The sequence below is a fragment of the Leptolyngbya sp. Cla-17 genome (assembly GCF_016807185.1).
GTDB lineage: Bacteria > Cyanobacteriota > Cyanobacteriia > Leptolyngbyales > Leptolyngbyaceae > ULC077BIN1.
Genome location: NZ_JAEVYN010000001.1, coordinates 1,431,015 through 1,445,726, shown reverse-complemented (window position 1 = coordinate 1,445,726; position 14,712 = coordinate 1,431,015). Strand labels below are relative to the sequence as shown.

Sequence of the window (14,712 nt, the reverse complement as noted above, 5' to 3'; positions counted from 1 at the left end):
TAGCAGCTCCGCAGAAGTTATAAAAACAAGCGATCGCGTAGGATTTGCATAGTTCAAAACACCCTACCGTAGCTATAGCCACCGAGCAAAGTCCAGGGTAAATTGATCGAGCGAAATCAAGCGAATGCGGGAATCATTTGCAGCTTGTTCGCGCTCGCGAGAGGTGTTGTAGCCCCAATTTGCCAAGAAAAGTTGAACAGTGTCGAGTTCCGGCTTTTTGGCAATACTTTGCAGTGTTTTAAAGCGATCTTCAACGAACCAAAAGGTAGCATCGTTACCAAACACCTGCATCAATTCAAGCAGAATTTCACTTTTAGGGCGTTTGACTTCTTTGCCAAACAGTTGCAGATCGGTTAAATCGATTCCTTGTTGCTCTAGGAGCTGTTGAATAAAGCGTCCTTCTTTAGTGCTGATAATGGCAACCTGGGTATCACTGTCTAGCGTTGCTTTCAGGCGATCGCACACACCCGGATAAAACCGATGTTCTGCTAGCCAGCTATTCACATCAGACGCAATCCATTGATCCCGCGTGCCATCCACTTCCGCGATCAGCATTGCCGGATCTAACTGTTCGGTGATGACAAGTCGCTGAGCGATCGCAACCCAGTCGTGTAGTACTGCCGCTTCTGACACCCCTTGAAGCAATGCATGAAGCAGCAACGGCATTTCCCACCCTGTTTCTACGACAGGGCGCAACCGATAAAAAGACGCAGCTAACCCATCTGGCGGTACCAAACTTGTAGGCTGCCAGAGGTTGCAATAGGCTTGCCATGCCGTTTTAAAGTACTCCCTTAACCCGTCGCACAATACACCATCAAAATCAAGCGCTAAAACGGTTGGTGTCGCAATCATCAGTCCATGCTTATTTCAGGAATCCTGTCGCCTCACGATAGCGCAATAATCCTCTGACAGATGAGTATTCTCAGACACATGTTGCCAATTGTTGGGCGATCGCCCACAAATCATCACCGTTCACCCGCTGGATAGCTCCGCTATTACTCTGTTACTGGAACTGTAACAACTCTCCTATTTGGCTTTTGGTCGAGGCATACTGGCAGCAACCTGATACAGATCAATCGATGCAGATAGCCCAATCGCCGATGTTTCGTGATGCTCGACTTTATCAAATTCTGTTTTTGTCCCTATTTTTACTGTTGGGCATTGGCACTCGCGATTGGACCTTGCACCCGGAAATAGTAGCAACCGCGATCGCAACCTGTTTGATGACTCAATGGGCTTGGTCGATTTTCTCCGCTCCGCCAACATCTTCCCCCGCTCCACCCCTCCACTTCTCTCTCCCGTCTGCCTTAATCACCGCGTTGGGACTCAGCATGTTGCTACGAACCGAACACATCGGCACCATGATTCTGGCTGCTGTGATTGCCATCTCTAGTAAGTTTTTGCTGAAGGTGAATGGAAAACATGTGTTTAACCCTACTAATATCGGCATTGTGGCAGCAGTGCTGCTGACCCACGATGCCTGGATTTCACCGGGTCAATGGGGCGAATCAAGCTGGTATGCCCTGCTATTTTTGGGAACAGGCGGGGTAGTTGTGCAGCGGGTGGGACGTTGGGACACCACCGGAGCATTTTTGGGAAGCTATGCCTTGCTCGAACTGGGGCGCAATCTCTGGCTAGGCTGGACGGGAGATGTATTGCTGCACCGCCTCACCAGCGGTTCCTTGCTCGTGTTTTCCCTGTTTATGATCACTGATCCGCGCACGATACCCAATGCTCGTGTGGCTCGGCTAGTTTGGGCAAGCGCGATCGCCCTGCTTGCCTTCATTCTTCGCAACGTCTATTTCCTGCCCACCGCCGTTTTCTGGTCACTCTTTGCCCTCGCCCCGCTCAGCGCTGTGTTGGATCTCATTTGGGCATCTCCACGGTTTTCCTGGCAGGCAGAGGAACCAGAGAACTTAGAAGATGCGAGGGCAATAGAGAAAGAAGGGGAACTAAAGAATGCAGAAACGACGAAAAATTATCTCCTAACCCCTAATTTCTAACTCAAACTATTTCTTACCAAAACGCTGCTTGAACAGAATCTTCCTTGCGGAATGCTACGCGAACAAAACTCCCTTTAACCTTTTCACCATTCGCCTTTCTTATGAAACTCCTCCGAACTCTCCTCTTGTCTTGCTTATTCACTATTTCTAGTCTGTTTCTTGCCACCAAGGCCTGGGCGTTTTGCGGGTTTTATGTGGCAAAGGCAGATGCCAAGCTCTATAACCAGGCATCCCAGGTGGCGATCGCCCGCAGCGGCAACAAAACCGTGCTGACGATGGCCAATGATTATCAGGGTGAGGTTAAAGATTTTGCGATCGTCGTGCCTGTGCCCGTAGTGCTGAAAAAAGAGCAGGTAGAAGTGGGCAAACCTAGCGTTATGGCACATTTGGATGCCTTCAGTGCGCCACGACTGGTCGAGTACTTCGACCCCGATCCCTGTCAGCCTGAGCCTATGTATGAGCAGATGCCCCCCACAGCAGCGGTTCCCTCTAGTCAAATGGCACAAAAAACGCGGGGAAATGCTGCCGATCTAGGAGTGACAATTGAAGAAAAATTTACCGTAGGCGAATACGACATTTTGATTCTTAGCGCTAAGGAATCAGGCGGATTGGAAACCTGGCTAACCCAAAACGGCTACCGCATTCCCAAGGGTGCCAAAGAATTACTCAAGCCGTATATTCGCCAAAAGCTGAAGTTTTTTGTGGCAAAGGTGAACTTAAACGAGTTTGAAAAAGCAGGATACCAAAATCTGCGCCCAATCAAAATGGCGTTTGAGTCGCCTCGGTTTATGCTGCCGCTGCGGTTGGGTATGGTGAACGCCCAGCAAGCTCAAGATTTGCTTGTTTATATTCTGTCGCCTAAAGGTCAGGCAGAAGTCACCAATTACCGCACGGTCAAGGTGCCTTCCAACACTGAAATTCCGACGTTTGTCAAAAGCGAGTTCAGCGATTTCTACAAATCCATGTTCCAAACGTCCTACGATCGCGAAGGTCGCAATGTTGCCTTTTTGGAATACGCCTGGGATATGTCAAATTGTGATCCTTGCTCAGCAGAACCGTTGTCTCGCGAGCAATTGCGCGATGTCGGAGCCTTCTGGATAGATGACCCACAAACAGAACCCAGCCGACCTGGCTTTTTTGCGCCTCGTCGCCCTTCTCCCTTCCCCTCATCGAATGTATTCATCACCCGTCTGCATGTGCGTTACACCCGCGACAAGTTTCCTGAAGATTTGATGTTTCAAGCTACCGACAACCGTGAACAGTTTCAGGGACGATACGTGTTGCGTCATGCCTTTTTAGGCAAAGCTGAATGCGCCGCTGGTCGGGAATATGGGCGATCGCTGCCCCGCCGCTTTGACCAAGAAGCCCAAACCCTCGCCCGACTCACGGGCTGGGATATTCAAAAAATTCGTCAAAAGTTACCCAAGGTTCAGGCTCAAGCTCCATCATCTTGGTTTGAGTGGTTTTTGATAAAGCTAGGGATGAAAGGGTAAAGACGTTGGTGGACAGAGTGCTTGGTGCTATTGGCAGTATCTTGTTGGAGCGGCATCAGCGTTTACTGAAGACTCTGAGCGACTATCTCGTTAGATAAATAGATGCAAGCGATCGCGCTTTGCGAAAGAATAAGAACGCTTGGCTAGAGGAATTTGCTAGAACTAGGAGCTAAAGTAATTAGTCCATCATCCACTGTCTCTTTACTCCTCTTGCTGCGCCATTTCCCCTCTGGCTCACTTATCCTAGAAAGATAGGCATTAAGGTAACCGTATGCAGTCAGGTTGGCGGATTGGATCATTGTTTGGCATTCCCTTCTACATTGATCTGTCCTGGTTCGTTATTTTGTTTTTGATTGCGCTGCCCACTGCATCCAATTGGCAGTTAAGGTATCCGGAGTGGAGCGTTTCCACGGTTTACCTGTCAGCGTTCGCGATGGCACTCTTATTTTTTGGCTCGGTGCTGCTGCATGAACTGGGTCACAGTTTAGTGGCGTTATCGCAAGGAATTAAGGTCACTTCAATCAAGCTGTTTTTGTTTGGTGGGGTTGCCTCAATCGAGCGAGAATCAAAAACTCCTGGCAAAGCCTTTCAGGTGGCGATCGCGGGTCCTGCGGTTAGCTTAGTCCTAGCGCTCTTATTAGCACTTTTTGCAAATGTTTCTCCTGGTGTCAATACTCCAATCAACGTAATTGCCCAATATTTGGCAACAACAAATCTGATCTTGGCACTTTTTAACCTGCTGCCTGGTTTACCGCTCGATGGTGGACAAGTAGTGAAAGCAGCCGTTTGGAAAGCGACGGGAAGCCGATTTAAGGGGGTGCGCTGGGCGGCAAGAGCTGGCTCTGTTTTAGGCTGGAGCGCGATCGCCTTAGGTGGTTTTTCGCTGCTATCAGGTGCTAGCAATGGCTTATGGTTTATGCTACTTGGCTGGTTCGGCATTCAAAATGCAGGCGGCTATGATCGCATGACGGAAATGCAGGAAACATTGCTTTCCCTTAAAGCTAGCGATGCCATGACTCGTGAGTTTCGGGTGGTTGATGCCAACATGACTCTGCGTGAGTTCGCCGATAAGTACCTGCTATTGGCTGCTCAGCCCGAAGTGTACTTCGCGTCTTCCGATGGGCGCTATCGGGGATTAGTTGCATCGGATGATCTGCAATCGGTAGAACGCAGCCGTTGGGAAAGAGAGACCCTGGCTCCAATCATTCACCCACTGGACACGATTGCCACTGTTGAGGAAGCTACGCCTTTAGCAACAGTGATTCAACAGTTGGAAACAGATGCTTCGCGGCGGATGACGGTTTTGTCTCCAGCGGGCGCGGTTTCTGGAGTCATTGATCGCGGTGATATTGTCCGAGCTTTGACACAGAAGCTAAAAATGCCGATTACCGATAGCCTGATCAAGCAAATTAAAGAAGATGGCACCTATCCACCTGGCTTTCAAATTGCAGCCCTAGCCCAGTCAGCGATAGAAGCAGCGGAAAAATAGAGAGGGTTTCAGGGTTGCGAGTTCGGGATTGGAAGCTCGGACAGGACGTTCCATTCTGCTTCGGAAAGGGGTTGATGGTGAAAATCAACATCAAAACAAGCCTTGGCAGATTCCGTCAGGGCAGAAATGATTTGCTCCACAGATATTTTTTTTAGCAAGGAGTCAGGGAAGATTGGCTCGATAGGGTCTGACTGGAAAACTTGCTGAAATAGGGTGACATCAGGGTTTAATCGAATAGAGCCATGCTGTAAGATGATACCGCCGCGTCGCAGTTGGGCGCTGCCAATCAGTTTGAAGCCATTGGGCATCGTTAAATCGGCTGCGGTTGCAGTACCAAAGCAGTTGGAATTGTGAATATAACCGCGTCCTGCTGTGCCATATTGCAACTCCACACCAAGCGATCGCCACCCCTGAATCAAAAACTCACAAATCTGCCGATAGCTTTCCATGCGATTGCCACTCAATCCAGACGTGATTACGGCATAGGTTAAATCACCCTGATGAAGTACTGCCCGTCCTCCAGTGGGGCGTTGCACAATATCCAGCGATCGCCCCTGCCACGTCAGATTATTCCAATGATCGGGATAGTTCCGCTGATGATAACCCAGGGAAATTGCCGCAGGTTCCCAGGTATAAAACCGCAAGGTTGGTGGATGATGCCCCTGAATGTGCCGTTCAAACAGCCAAGCATCCAATGTCATATGAACCACGCCTGATGCTTGAAAAGGTGGAATTAACCGCCAAAGGGGCATAAAGTTTTAGCGTTTAAGGCTCGAACTCTGAACGATTACTGATTGCCTAAATTCCAAACTCTGCAACTAGGGGTTCGTCAATTTCATCGGCGATCGTGGCAACAATGGTAATGGCACGGGATAGTTCGCTGGGAGAAAGATCCGCGATCGACCGATTAGTGACCACCACAACCTCATTATTCACAATGCCAAATCGTGCTTCCAAGGTGTCAGACCAATTTTTCTCTAGAAGATGACGCATTAACTTTGGCTCATCCTTGGCAGGTAGTTTTAGCACTCCTGCCCACACCGTTAGCGTGTCTTCTTCCAATAACCCCGTAAGTTGGACAAAGACCTCCACGGTGCCGTATTTGAATTTCCAAACGTGCTCTTCTTCACTACGGTTGACCATCGCTGTTTGATCACTATCCAGACTATCAATTACCGTCTCAATCACTTCTACCAAGTTGCTGGAGGCATTGGTCTCAACTTGGCTTGTTGACTCATCATTGGGAATTGTTTGAACCATAGGGATTTCTGGGAGATTAAGTGAAATGTCTGGAAGCTTGAGTCTTTAGCTTACGATCTTTTCTTCCGCTAAAGACTCAATGGGTCTACATTATTGTCGATCGCCTAGGTCGCCAGCAGGTCTTCTACTTCCTCAAAATTTTAGCGTTTAACTCAAACTGCTTCAGGAGGTTTATGTAATAGCAGCCTCAGCAATTTTGTTAGCCTGTTGCTCGGTTGCGATCGGTTTATGAGCGATCAAATACTTACTCATAAAGTGAACTTCCTCAGTCACAGTAGTAAAGCCAGCATCTTGTAGACGGCTAACCAAATCATCACTAGCGTAATGACGATAGTAAGGCTCGTGAAACATAGCAGCAAAGCTATCCATAACTGGAGCCATTTCTGGCGAATCACTCAGTTGAATTGAGTCGCAAATGACAAACACTCCGCCCGGTTTTGTCACCCGAAAGCACTCATTAATTACTTGCTGGCGCACGGCTGGTGGTAGCTCATGAAACAAAAACACGCAGGTTGTCCCATGAAAATAGTTATCGAGATAGGGTAACTCTTCAGCATTTGCCTGGATCAGTTGAGGCAATTCGCCAGACTGTTGAGAAAGGTGTTGATTTGCTTTTCTCAGGTAAGCAGAAGAAAGATCAACGCCGTGCAAAGACGCTTTAGGCAACATGCTGCGAATGAATTTCAAGGTACGCCCCGTGCCCGATGCCACATCCAACACTCGCACCTGTCGGGGATCGAGGTTGCTAAAAGTCTGTAGACCTTGCTTCAGCGGTGCTAGCACACGGCGACGCATCGCATCGGCTGCGCCATTAAACAAAATATCTACCTGTACGTCGTACAGATTTGCAGACCACTCACTCAAGTAGCCATCGGTTTGGTGATGAAAGTTCTGCGTGTAATAGCTAGGGTAAATGCTGGTATCAACATCTTGAGAAAATTCTTGATAGCGCTTCTGGTTTGCCCGCTCCCAAGTAGCAGGCATGTCGAACCACAATAAGGGATAGTGGCGAAAAAAATCTTGCCAATCATTTTCCAACAACAAACTTGCTGGGTAGATTCCTTTTTCGGCATCTTGCCAGTCCGTTTCGTTAATCTTGGTCAACCGCTTTTGAATTTTCAACAAAAGCTCTACAGGAATAGGAGAGGCACGCTGTTCTGGAGGGTGTGCAACAAGATTGAGGAACTGGGTGCTTAAAGCTTTATGGGCAAGACCAAAGTAGCTTTTTCCTTGGTGAAAGGCTTGGTATGCCAGCTTTGTTAAGGGTTCAGACATAGCTGCAAAGAGAACTGAGAAGTACTGTAAATAAGTGTAACGAATTCTCTTTAAACAGGTATCGCTCTTTAGATGAATGCCAAAAATGGCTGTTGAGTCTCAAGGATCAGTACGGAATCTAGAAGTGTGCGATAAAAACCAAGCAGCAGGAGCGATCGCTCCTGCTGCTTGGCAAACCATTGAGGATGATTTAGCAATCGTAGTAAAGCATAAACTCATAGGGATGAGGACGAATGCTCATGGGAATCACTTCGCGATCGAGTTTATAGCTAATCCAGTTTTCAATGAAGTCTTCAGTAAACACGCCACCAGCAAGCAAGAACTCGTGATCTCGCTCCAAATTCTTCAGCGCATCCATCAAAGAAGCTGGAGTGGACGGAATTTTTGACAGTTCTTCAGGGCTAAGCTCATAGATATCGACATCCAAGGGGCTGCCCGGATCAATTTGGTTCTTAATCCCATCCAAGCCCGCACAAACCATTGCCGCAAATGCCAAGTAAGGATTGCAAGAGGCATCAGGACAGCGGAATTCTAACCGTTTTGCCTTAGGACTATCGCCTGTTAAGGGAATCCGAATGGAGGCAGAGCGATTGCCCTGAGAATATGCCAGGTTTACTGGAGCTTCAAAACCGGGCACTAAGCGCTTGTAGGAGTTAGTAGTTGGGTTGGTAAACGCCAGGATTGAAGGCGCATGTTTGAGCAAGCCGCCAATGTACCACAGGGCAGTTTGGCTCAGTTGAGCATAGCCATCGCCGAAGAAAGTGGGTTGCCCATCTTTCCAAATCGATTGGTGGCAGTGCATCCCCGTGCCGTTATCGCCAAATACCGGTTTTGGCATAAAGGTGACTGATTTGCCATACTTCTTGCCCACATTCTTGATGCAATATTTGTAGGTCATCAGAAAATCGGCTGCCTGCACCAACGGCGCAAACCGAAAGCCCAATTCACACTGACCCGCTGTTGCCACTTCATGGTGGTGCTTTTCGATCGGCACCCCACAATCCTTCATGGTCAGCAACATTTCGGTTCGCATGTCTTGCAGCGTGTCTGTGGGAGAGACTGGGAAATAGCCTTCCTTGTTGCGAACCTTATAGCCCAAGTTGCCGCCTGGTTCTTTCCGCCCAGAGTTCCAAGCTGCCTCAACGCTATCAACCTTGTAGTAACCCTCATTTTGTGTTTGATCGAACTGAACGTTATCAAACACAAAGAATTCGGCTTCAGGCCCGAAGTAGACTGTATCGCCTAATCCGGCTGCCTTGACTGCCTCAACGGCTTTGTTTGCAATGGAGCGAGGGTCACGGCTGTAGGGTTGCCCGGTTCTCGGCTCCACAATGCTGCAAATCATACTCAAGGTTGGCTCTTCCATAAACGGATCGATCCAAGCCGTGTTTGGATCAGGCACCATCGCCATATCTGAGTCGTTGATGGCTTTCCAGCCCCGGATGCTCGATCCGTCAAAGGCAACACCAGCTGTAAAGCTATCTGCATCGATCATGTCTTGGTACAGCGTTAAGTGCTGCCAAATTCCTGGTGTATCAATAAACTTCAGATCAATCATCTGAATGTTGTCACGCTTGATCCATTCCAGGATTTCCTGCGGGGTTGTCATGAAATACTCCTTAATTCGTGCGGGCTGTTTCCAAATGCTGGGAAACAGAAAAAGCAGTCAGAATTCCAGCGGCGTAGTTAATGTTACGAAGGGCTGGTCTAATGAGGCTACAGCATCACGATGCTTGAATGATCCTAAAGAGTGACCTGCTCGAATTTTGTATCAAAAACTACAAAGTGAATTCGTTAAAACAGGCGTGAGCCTTGATTGAGAAAGGAGTAATTTTAGAGAGCATAAATAGCTGCGATCGCGCCCTTTCTCAATATCTCTTTACACGCCAAAACAGGCTAGATATAGGGGTTGTAGGGTTGCCAGGTCATGATAAACTGGCTGTACTGAGTTGAGTCGATCGCGATCTGTAGAGCGCTCACGAACACTCGGTTAGAGATAACCAAAAGCATTTATTTTTGAACTATTGATAATTCCTGGGGGAACGGTTCAATGCGCGACGCAGTTACAAGCCTCATTAAAAACTATGACAATACCGGTCGATACTTAGACCGGGATGCCATGGATCGGTTGAAGTCCTATTTTGATACGGGAATGCTGCGCGTAAAAGCCGCCGCCGTGATTAACGCGAATGCAGCGGAAATCGTTAAACAGGCAGGATTACGCTTGTTTGAAGAATTGCCCGAGTTGATTCGTCCCGGTGGTAATGCTTACACCACTCGTCGGTATGCGGCTTGTCTCAGAGATATGGATTATTACCTGCGCTATGCCAGCTATGCATTGGTGGCAGGTGATACTGATGTATTAGACGAGCGGGTGCTAGAAGGTTTGCGGGAAACCTATAATTCCTTGGCGGTGCCTATTGGCTCTACCGTCTACGGCATCCAAATAATGAAGGAAATTGTGAAAGAGCAAGTGGCAATGGCTGGAATTCCGGTTGGTAGCCTACTAGATCAACCCTTTGATTACATGACTCGCGAATTGAGCGAGACAAACATCTAGTCCGGAAATTTTCTAAAGTGGGGTATGGGTGTAGAGCGGTTTATCCCGCGATCGCCCATGCCCTATTCATGTTTAAGATAAATAACCTGAACGATGCCCCATTCTTATCACATCATCGTTGAAAACAATCCCGCCATCATCTACGGTACACGGGGCGGTGCCCCTCATAAGCTTTTACCCAACCTAAAGAAATTTTTGGATACCTTTTGGAAAGAGCGAGATACCTTTGGTGAGTATATTGACACGCCAGAATGTCTGGTTGCCCAAATCACCATCCGCTTTGGTTATGCCACTTGCGAAGATGACTTTTCTAACATTCGCGTCGGCATTCACTACAAGGCCACAGCAGACTATCTATATCAGGTTGGGCTGGATCGTACCGTGACTGTATGGGTTGCGAGCGAGGCCTACCACGATCGCCCAGAATTGGGTTTGGCAGGGTGCATCCTGTGGTCAGACACACAGTGTCAGCTATCGGAACCAATTGATCAGTCTAGGTAAACGCGGTTTGGCTTCAAATTCAAGACTTCTAGTAAGATCGCTAGCCAACTTTACCCTTGCGATCAAAATCTCAGGCGACGAGCGGTCAACAGTCGGTAGCCAACGGTAAGAGCCGTAAACGCTACTACAAAATTCCATAAGCTCGTGGGCCTGAGGGACACACCGCTGCTGAGAAACACCGACACAATTCCCATGACGAGAAAAATCCAGCCAAAACTTTTGGTCTGCCTTGGAAAAACCACTAAACAGATGATCCCAATCATCAAAGACAAAATCGAGCCGACGGCTGGAAGACTTCCCCAGAAAAAAGGTGAGAAGTAGGTCGAAAAAATCACGTTTTGACCCAAAAAGTAGGTGCCTGCCAGTAGAAATAGAATGCCAAATAGCTTTTGCATGGTGATTGATAATCTGGGTTGTGGTTAGTGTTCCCAGATCTGACTAGCCCCTACTGATTGGATGAAATCTCAGTTAAATTTTTAGGGGTTGTTTGGTAGAGATAAGGCTAACTGGTAAATTTGGCGACGGGGTAGGGCGGTTTGCTGAGCAAGTTGACGGCTGGCTTCGGAGCGAGAATGCCCCTGGCTGAGTAATGCTTGTAGTTCGATTTTGAGGGCATCATCTGAAAGTATTAACGGGTTGAGTTCCGCGCCTGCAAGCACGAGGGTAAATTCGCCTATCGGGTCACGATCGCGGTAGTGGTCAATGGCTTCAGCAATCGTGCCACGCCAAAACTCTTCGTGCAGCTTAGTGAGTTCTCGTGCCAAAACGATCGCGCGATCGTCGCCCAACATCAGCAAATCTTGCAGGGTTTGCCGTAACCGATGGGGCGCTTCATAAAAAACCAGGGTGCGCGACTCAGATTTGAGCCGTTCTAAATGGGTGCGACGGTCTTTGGGCTTGGCGGGAAGAAAGCCTTCAAACACAAAGCGATCGCTGGGTAATCCCGAAGCGATTAAGGCTGCCACGACTGCACTGCACCCCGGAATTGGCACGACAGTTAGCCCTACTTCTACACAGGCTTTGACCAACTCATAGCCCGGATCGGAAATTCCCGGCATTCCGGCATCGCTGACCAAGGCGATCGCCTGCCCTTGTTGCAGCCGCTCTACCAGTTCCACGGTGCGAGTGATGAGGTTGTGCTCGTGATAGCTGACTTGGGGTGTGGTGATTTGGAAGTGGTGCAGCAATTTCCCTGTGTGGCGCGTGTCTTCGGCGGCGATCGCATCCACGCCTTGCAAAATTCGTACTGCCCGAAAGGTCATGTCTTCCAGATTGCCGATCGGCGTTCCAACGATGTATAGCGTTCTTGGCTGACAGCCTTTCTCAGTTGAAGTCACAATTTCATCAAAATCATTCAGGTTTCATAGTCCAAGACTTATATCTAGCGTAAAGCTAAAAATCCTCATCTGATGGGAATACTTCTTTAATTAGTATCAGAATTCGCAGTAAGTCTAGTTCTCTCTCATGCACGGATTGTTTATTGGCTTAACCACGCTCGATCTGATTTATTTGGCTGAGAATCCACCTGTCAGGAATCAGAAATTGGTTGCCTCTGATTACACTGCTGCGGCTGGCGGTCCGGCGACGAATGCGGCGGTGGCGTTTGGCGCTTTGGGTGGACAGGCGAGTCTGTTGAGTGTGGTGGGCTGTCATCCAATGACGCAGTTAATTGGGGCAGATTTGCAGCAGTGTGGTGTGTCACTGCGGGATCTCGATCCGGCGTGGGCTGAGTTGCCGCCTATGTCTTCTATTATCGTGACTGAGGCAACGGGCGATCGCGCCGTCATTTCAATCAACGCCGCCAAACTTCAGGCAACACCTGCTCAACTTCCAGCCGATATTTTGCAAGGTGTGGATGTTGTGCTGCTGGATGGACATCAAATGGCGGTAGGGTTCGCGATCGCTGAACAAGCTAAGGCGCTCAATATTCCCGTTGTACTAGACGGAGGCAGTTGGAAACCGGGTTTAGAGGCGGTGCTGCCATTCGTAAATTATGCCATTTGTTCCGCCAATTTTCATCCGCCTAACTGCGACACTCAAGCGGACATAGTGGCATATCTGACCCACTTGAGCATTGCCCAGATTGCCATCACTCACGGAGAGCAACCGATTTGGTATACCAATTCTCGTAGGGATAGTTTCACGAATCGCGCTCAGACAGGCTACCTTCCTGTCCCCAAAATTAAGCCGGTCGATACCCTCGGTGCTGGGGATATTTTTCATGGTGCGTTTTGCCATTTCATCTTACAAACCAACTTTGTAGAAGCCTTAGCCAGATCAGCAGAGATAGCAGCGCGATCATGCTTGCATTTTGGCACTCGCCAGTGGCTGAAGGAAGAATAAGAGACAAGTGGCGAAATACGAGACAAGGTGAATGATTTCACCAGACATTTCTGCACCTCCTCGTCTCGCACTCGCACCTTCGACCTCGTGATGATAGGGTAATTGCAGCAAACACGGAGCAGGCGCGATGATAGACGGGAATTTGCAGGAGCTGCTGGCGATCGCCCGTGCCGTTGGCTGGGGTGCAGGGGATGTGTTGCTGGCAACTCAACAATCAGACCTTAAGGTTCAGGATTTGGCGGATGGTCCCGTCACCATTGCAGATGGTGCTGCGAATGACTACATCTTGAGCAATCTCCACGCCAGTTTGGGCACTGAGGATTTTGGGTATCTAACAGAGGAGACTTATAAGCTTCAGCCTGCGAGCGATCGCTTGGAAAAAGCTTTTGTTTGGATCATTGACCCGCTAGATGGCACTAAGGAATACATTCAAAAAACGGGAGAATTCGCGGTTCACATTGCGCTGGTGCACGATCATCGCCCGGTGCTGGCTGTGGTTGCTTGCCCCGCAGCAGGTCGGCTCTACTTTGCAGCTTTCGGCAGCGGCACGTTTGTAGAACACAAAGATGGCACGATCGCCCCGGTGCGAGTTTCTCAACGTAGCCAATTCGACCAGTTGATTGTGGTGACAAGCCGCAGCCACCGCAGCGATCGCTTTAACCAATTGATGCAACAGTTTCCTTGCCAAACGCAGAAATCTGTGGGCAGTTTGGGCGGCAAAATCGCCGCGATTGTTGACCAGCAGGCCGATGTGTATCTTTCCCTCTCTGGTTCTTCTGCCCCCAAAGATTGGGATCTTGCTGCTCCAGAACTGATTTTGACTGAAGCAGGCGGTAAATTTACCCACTTTGACGGCACGCCCCTACTCTATAACCGTGAAGATGTAACTCAGTGGGGCGGCTTGCTTGCCAGCAACGGAAACCGTCATGACACTCTTTGCGCTGAAGCAACTCGCATTTTGACTGCGATCAATGGGGCGTGAGTAGCAGCGAGGAAACCATTGCCAACCAACTGACTGCGTAAACATCTCAGTTTGAAAGGTTTGTCGCCGGATACCTGAGAAAAGATTAGAATTTGTAGCACAGTAGAACCAGTGCGCTGGGAGCATTTCGAGCATAATGCGGCATTACTTTATTTATCCATCCGTAGGGTTAAATGCAAATGACCCTGACTGAATGGGTTGCGCAGATCAAAAGTGTGGCAGACATGATTGTGTATGTTTGGCTAGGCGCGATCGCGATCACCTGCCTGTTTGGCAAAAAAATACATCAGTGGGGCTTTAGCCTGCACACATTGCCTAGTTTGTGGAGTCCACCGATAGAGAAATCTATCAACCAGCCTTATCGCTACCTGATCGAAAATGCTGAATCCTTTCTTGTTTTAGGCGGTCTGCTTTTGCTGCGGGGAACTCGTGATTGGGTCATCGTCACCCTGGGCGCACTTTTGATCGATTGCTTCAATGGTTTACTTTTTTCCAAAAGCGCAAAATATTTCGGGGCAAATAGTATTCTGTTCAGCTATTTAGGATTTTTGCTGCTGCGTGGCTACTTTGAAGGCGGCATCATTGCAATTTTGATGACTATTCTAGTGGGCTTTATCTGTAGCAAAATGCTTTGGGGCATGGTGCCTCTAGCAAATTCTCCCGGATGGAGGGGGCATCTCCTCAGCTTTTTGGGCGGCGCACTAATGGCATGGGGTTTGGATGCGATCGCACCCTTCTTGCCCGTTAGCCAGGTTTGGTAAAAATTCTAATTGCAATACCTGATCGCAGGGCAACCTTTTTTATAG

General features: G+C 48.8%; 16 protein-coding genes. 8 read left to right on the top strand and 8 right to left on the bottom strand.

Annotated features, from left to right (window positions below; genetic code table 11):
• Positions 1 to 72: 72 nt before the first annotated feature.
• Entirely contained in the window at positions 73 to 852 is a 780-nt protein-coding gene (locus JOY44_RS06410; protein ID WP_171572832.1) for an HAD family hydrolase, read from the bottom strand.
• A 185-nt stretch (positions 853 to 1,037) separates the two neighbouring features.
• Between JOY44_RS06410 and JOY44_RS06405 the strand changes: the two genes are divergently transcribed.
• From JOY44_RS06405 to JOY44_RS06395, 3 genes are all read left to right on the top strand, one after another.
• Positions 1,038 to 2,003: an RnfABCDGE type electron transport complex subunit D gene (locus JOY44_RS06405; protein WP_197985014.1), complete on the top strand. Its 966-nt coding sequence runs from the start codon at positions 1,038 to 1,040 to the stop codon at positions 2,001 to 2,003.
• A 101-nt stretch (positions 2,004 to 2,104) separates the two neighbouring features.
• Positions 2,105 to 3,496, top strand: a complete 1,392-nt coding sequence (locus JOY44_RS06400; RefSeq protein WP_171572831.1) for a DUF2330 domain-containing protein — start codon at positions 2,105 to 2,107, stop codon at positions 3,494 to 3,496.
• 271 nt (positions 3,497 to 3,767) lie between these two features.
• Complete coding sequence (locus tag JOY44_RS06395; protein ID WP_171572830.1) at positions 3,768 to 4,985, top strand: site-2 protease family protein; 1,218 nt, start codon at positions 3,768 to 3,770, stop codon at positions 4,983 to 4,985.
• Between the two features lie 8 nt (positions 4,986 to 4,993).
• Here JOY44_RS06395 and JOY44_RS06390 read toward each other — a convergent pair whose 3' ends face one another.
• From JOY44_RS06390 to glnA, 5 genes are all read right to left on the bottom strand, one after another.
• Entirely contained in the window at positions 4,994 to 5,737 is a 744-nt protein-coding gene (locus JOY44_RS06390; RefSeq protein ID WP_171572829.1) for a biotin/lipoate A/B protein ligase family protein, read from the bottom strand.
• 46 nt (positions 5,738 to 5,783) lie between these two features.
• Complete coding sequence (locus JOY44_RS06385; RefSeq protein ID WP_171572828.1) at positions 5,784 to 6,245, bottom strand: YbjN domain-containing protein; 462 nt, start codon at positions 6,243 to 6,245, stop codon at positions 5,784 to 5,786.
• Between the two features lie 171 nt (positions 6,246 to 6,416).
• Complete coding sequence (locus JOY44_RS06380; protein WP_171572827.1) at positions 6,417 to 7,520, bottom strand: class I SAM-dependent methyltransferase; 1,104 nt, start codon at positions 7,518 to 7,520, stop codon at positions 6,417 to 6,419.
• A 68-nt stretch (positions 7,521 to 7,588) separates the two neighbouring features.
• Positions 7,589 to 7,717 (bottom strand): hypothetical protein, encoded by a 129-nt coding sequence (locus tag JOY44_RS32320; RefSeq protein ID WP_281063280.1) that lies wholly within the window; start codon positions 7,715 to 7,717, stop codon positions 7,589 to 7,591.
• Positions 7,711 to 9,129, bottom strand: coding sequence for a type I glutamate--ammonia ligase (glnA, locus tag JOY44_RS06375; RefSeq protein ID WP_171572826.1), 1,419 nt, complete (start codon positions 9,127 to 9,129; stop codon positions 7,711 to 7,713). Before glnA ends, JOY44_RS32320 begins: the two co-directional genes overlap by 7 nt.
• Positions 9,130 to 9,570: 441 nt before the next feature.
• Here glnA and apcB point away from each other — a divergent pair, with 441 nt between their 5' ends.
• Positions 9,571 to 10,080 (top strand): allophycocyanin subunit beta, encoded by a 510-nt coding sequence (apcB, locus tag JOY44_RS06370; RefSeq protein ID WP_171572825.1) that lies wholly within the window; start codon positions 9,571 to 9,573, stop codon positions 10,078 to 10,080.
• Positions 10,081 to 10,173: 93 nt separating this feature from the next.
• Complete coding sequence (locus JOY44_RS06365; RefSeq protein ID WP_171572824.1) at positions 10,174 to 10,581, top strand: histidine kinase; 408 nt, start codon at positions 10,174 to 10,176, stop codon at positions 10,579 to 10,581.
• 62 nt (positions 10,582 to 10,643) lie between these two features.
• On the opposite strand, the gene JOY44_RS06360 is transcribed toward JOY44_RS06365, so the two are convergent.
• Together JOY44_RS06360 and rsmI are read right to left on the bottom strand one after the other, a co-directional pair.
• Positions 10,644 to 10,976, bottom strand: a complete 333-nt coding sequence (locus JOY44_RS06360; protein WP_171572823.1) for a hypothetical protein — start codon at positions 10,974 to 10,976, stop codon at positions 10,644 to 10,646.
• A gap of 81 nt (positions 10,977 to 11,057) precedes the next feature.
• A complete protein-coding gene (rsmI, locus tag JOY44_RS06355; RefSeq protein WP_281063279.1) occupies positions 11,058 to 11,918 on the bottom strand; it encodes a 16S rRNA (cytidine(1402)-2'-O)-methyltransferase in 861 nt (286 codons plus the stop codon).
• Between the two features lie 127 nt (positions 11,919 to 12,045).
• Here rsmI and JOY44_RS06350 point away from each other — a divergent pair, with 127 nt between their 5' ends.
• The 3 genes from JOY44_RS06350 to JOY44_RS06340 all read left to right on the top strand — a co-directional run bounded on the left by JOY44_RS06350 (position 12,046) and on the right by JOY44_RS06340 (position 14,667).
• On the top strand, positions 12,046 to 12,924 hold the full coding sequence (locus JOY44_RS06350) for a sugar kinase (RefSeq protein ID WP_171572822.1): 879 nt from the start codon (positions 12,046 to 12,048) through the stop codon (positions 12,922 to 12,924).
• A gap of 127 nt (positions 12,925 to 13,051) precedes the next feature.
• Positions 13,052 to 13,906 carry a 3'(2'),5'-bisphosphate nucleotidase CysQ gene (locus tag JOY44_RS06345; protein WP_171572821.1) on the top strand — a complete coding sequence of 285 codons (855 nt, stop codon included), beginning with the start codon at positions 13,052 to 13,054 and terminating at the stop codon, positions 13,904 to 13,906.
• Positions 13,907 to 14,085: 179 nt separating this feature from the next.
• Positions 14,086 to 14,667: a hypothetical protein gene (locus tag JOY44_RS06340; RefSeq protein ID WP_171572820.1), complete on the top strand. Its 582-nt coding sequence runs from the start codon at positions 14,086 to 14,088 to the stop codon at positions 14,665 to 14,667.
• The last annotated feature ends 45 nt before the right edge of the window (positions 14,668 to 14,712 follow it).

Coding starts and splice junctions, on each gene's coding strand:
- JOY44_RS06410 (WP_171572832.1), bottom strand. CDS start 852: ATGATTGCGACACCAACCGTTTTAGCGCTTGATTTTGATGGTGTATTG.
- JOY44_RS06400 (WP_171572831.1), top strand. CDS start 2,105: ATGAAACTCCTCCGAACTCTCCTCTTGTCTTGCTTATTCACTATTTCT.
- JOY44_RS06395 (WP_171572830.1), top strand. CDS start 3,768: ATGCAGTCAGGTTGGCGGATTGGATCATTGTTTGGCATTCCCTTCTAC.
- JOY44_RS06390 (WP_171572829.1), bottom strand. CDS start 5,737: ATGCCCCTTTGGCGGTTAATTCCACCTTTTCAAGCATCAGGCGTGGTT.
- JOY44_RS06385 (WP_171572828.1), bottom strand. CDS start 6,245: ATGGTTCAAACAATTCCCAATGATGAGTCAACAAGCCAAGTTGAGACC.
- JOY44_RS06380 (WP_171572827.1), bottom strand. CDS start 7,520: ATGTCTGAACCCTTAACAAAGCTGGCATACCAAGCCTTTCACCAAGGA.
- glnA (WP_171572826.1), bottom strand. CDS start 9,129: ATGACAACCCCGCAGGAAATCCTGGAATGGATCAAGCGTGACAACATT.
- apcB (WP_171572825.1), top strand. CDS start 9,571: ATGCGCGACGCAGTTACAAGCCTCATTAAAAACTATGACAATACCGGT.
- JOY44_RS06365 (WP_171572824.1), top strand. CDS start 10,174: ATGCCCCATTCTTATCACATCATCGTTGAAAACAATCCCGCCATCATC.
- JOY44_RS06360 (WP_171572823.1), bottom strand. CDS start 10,976: ATGCAAAAGCTATTTGGCATTCTATTTCTACTGGCAGGCACCTACTTT.
- JOY44_RS06350 (WP_171572822.1), top strand. CDS start 12,046: ATGCACGGATTGTTTATTGGCTTAACCACGCTCGATCTGATTTATTTG.
- JOY44_RS06345 (WP_171572821.1), top strand. CDS start 13,052: ATGATAGACGGGAATTTGCAGGAGCTGCTGGCGATCGCCCGTGCCGTT.
- JOY44_RS06340 (WP_171572820.1), top strand. CDS start 14,086: ATGACCCTGACTGAATGGGTTGCGCAGATCAAAAGTGTGGCAGACATG.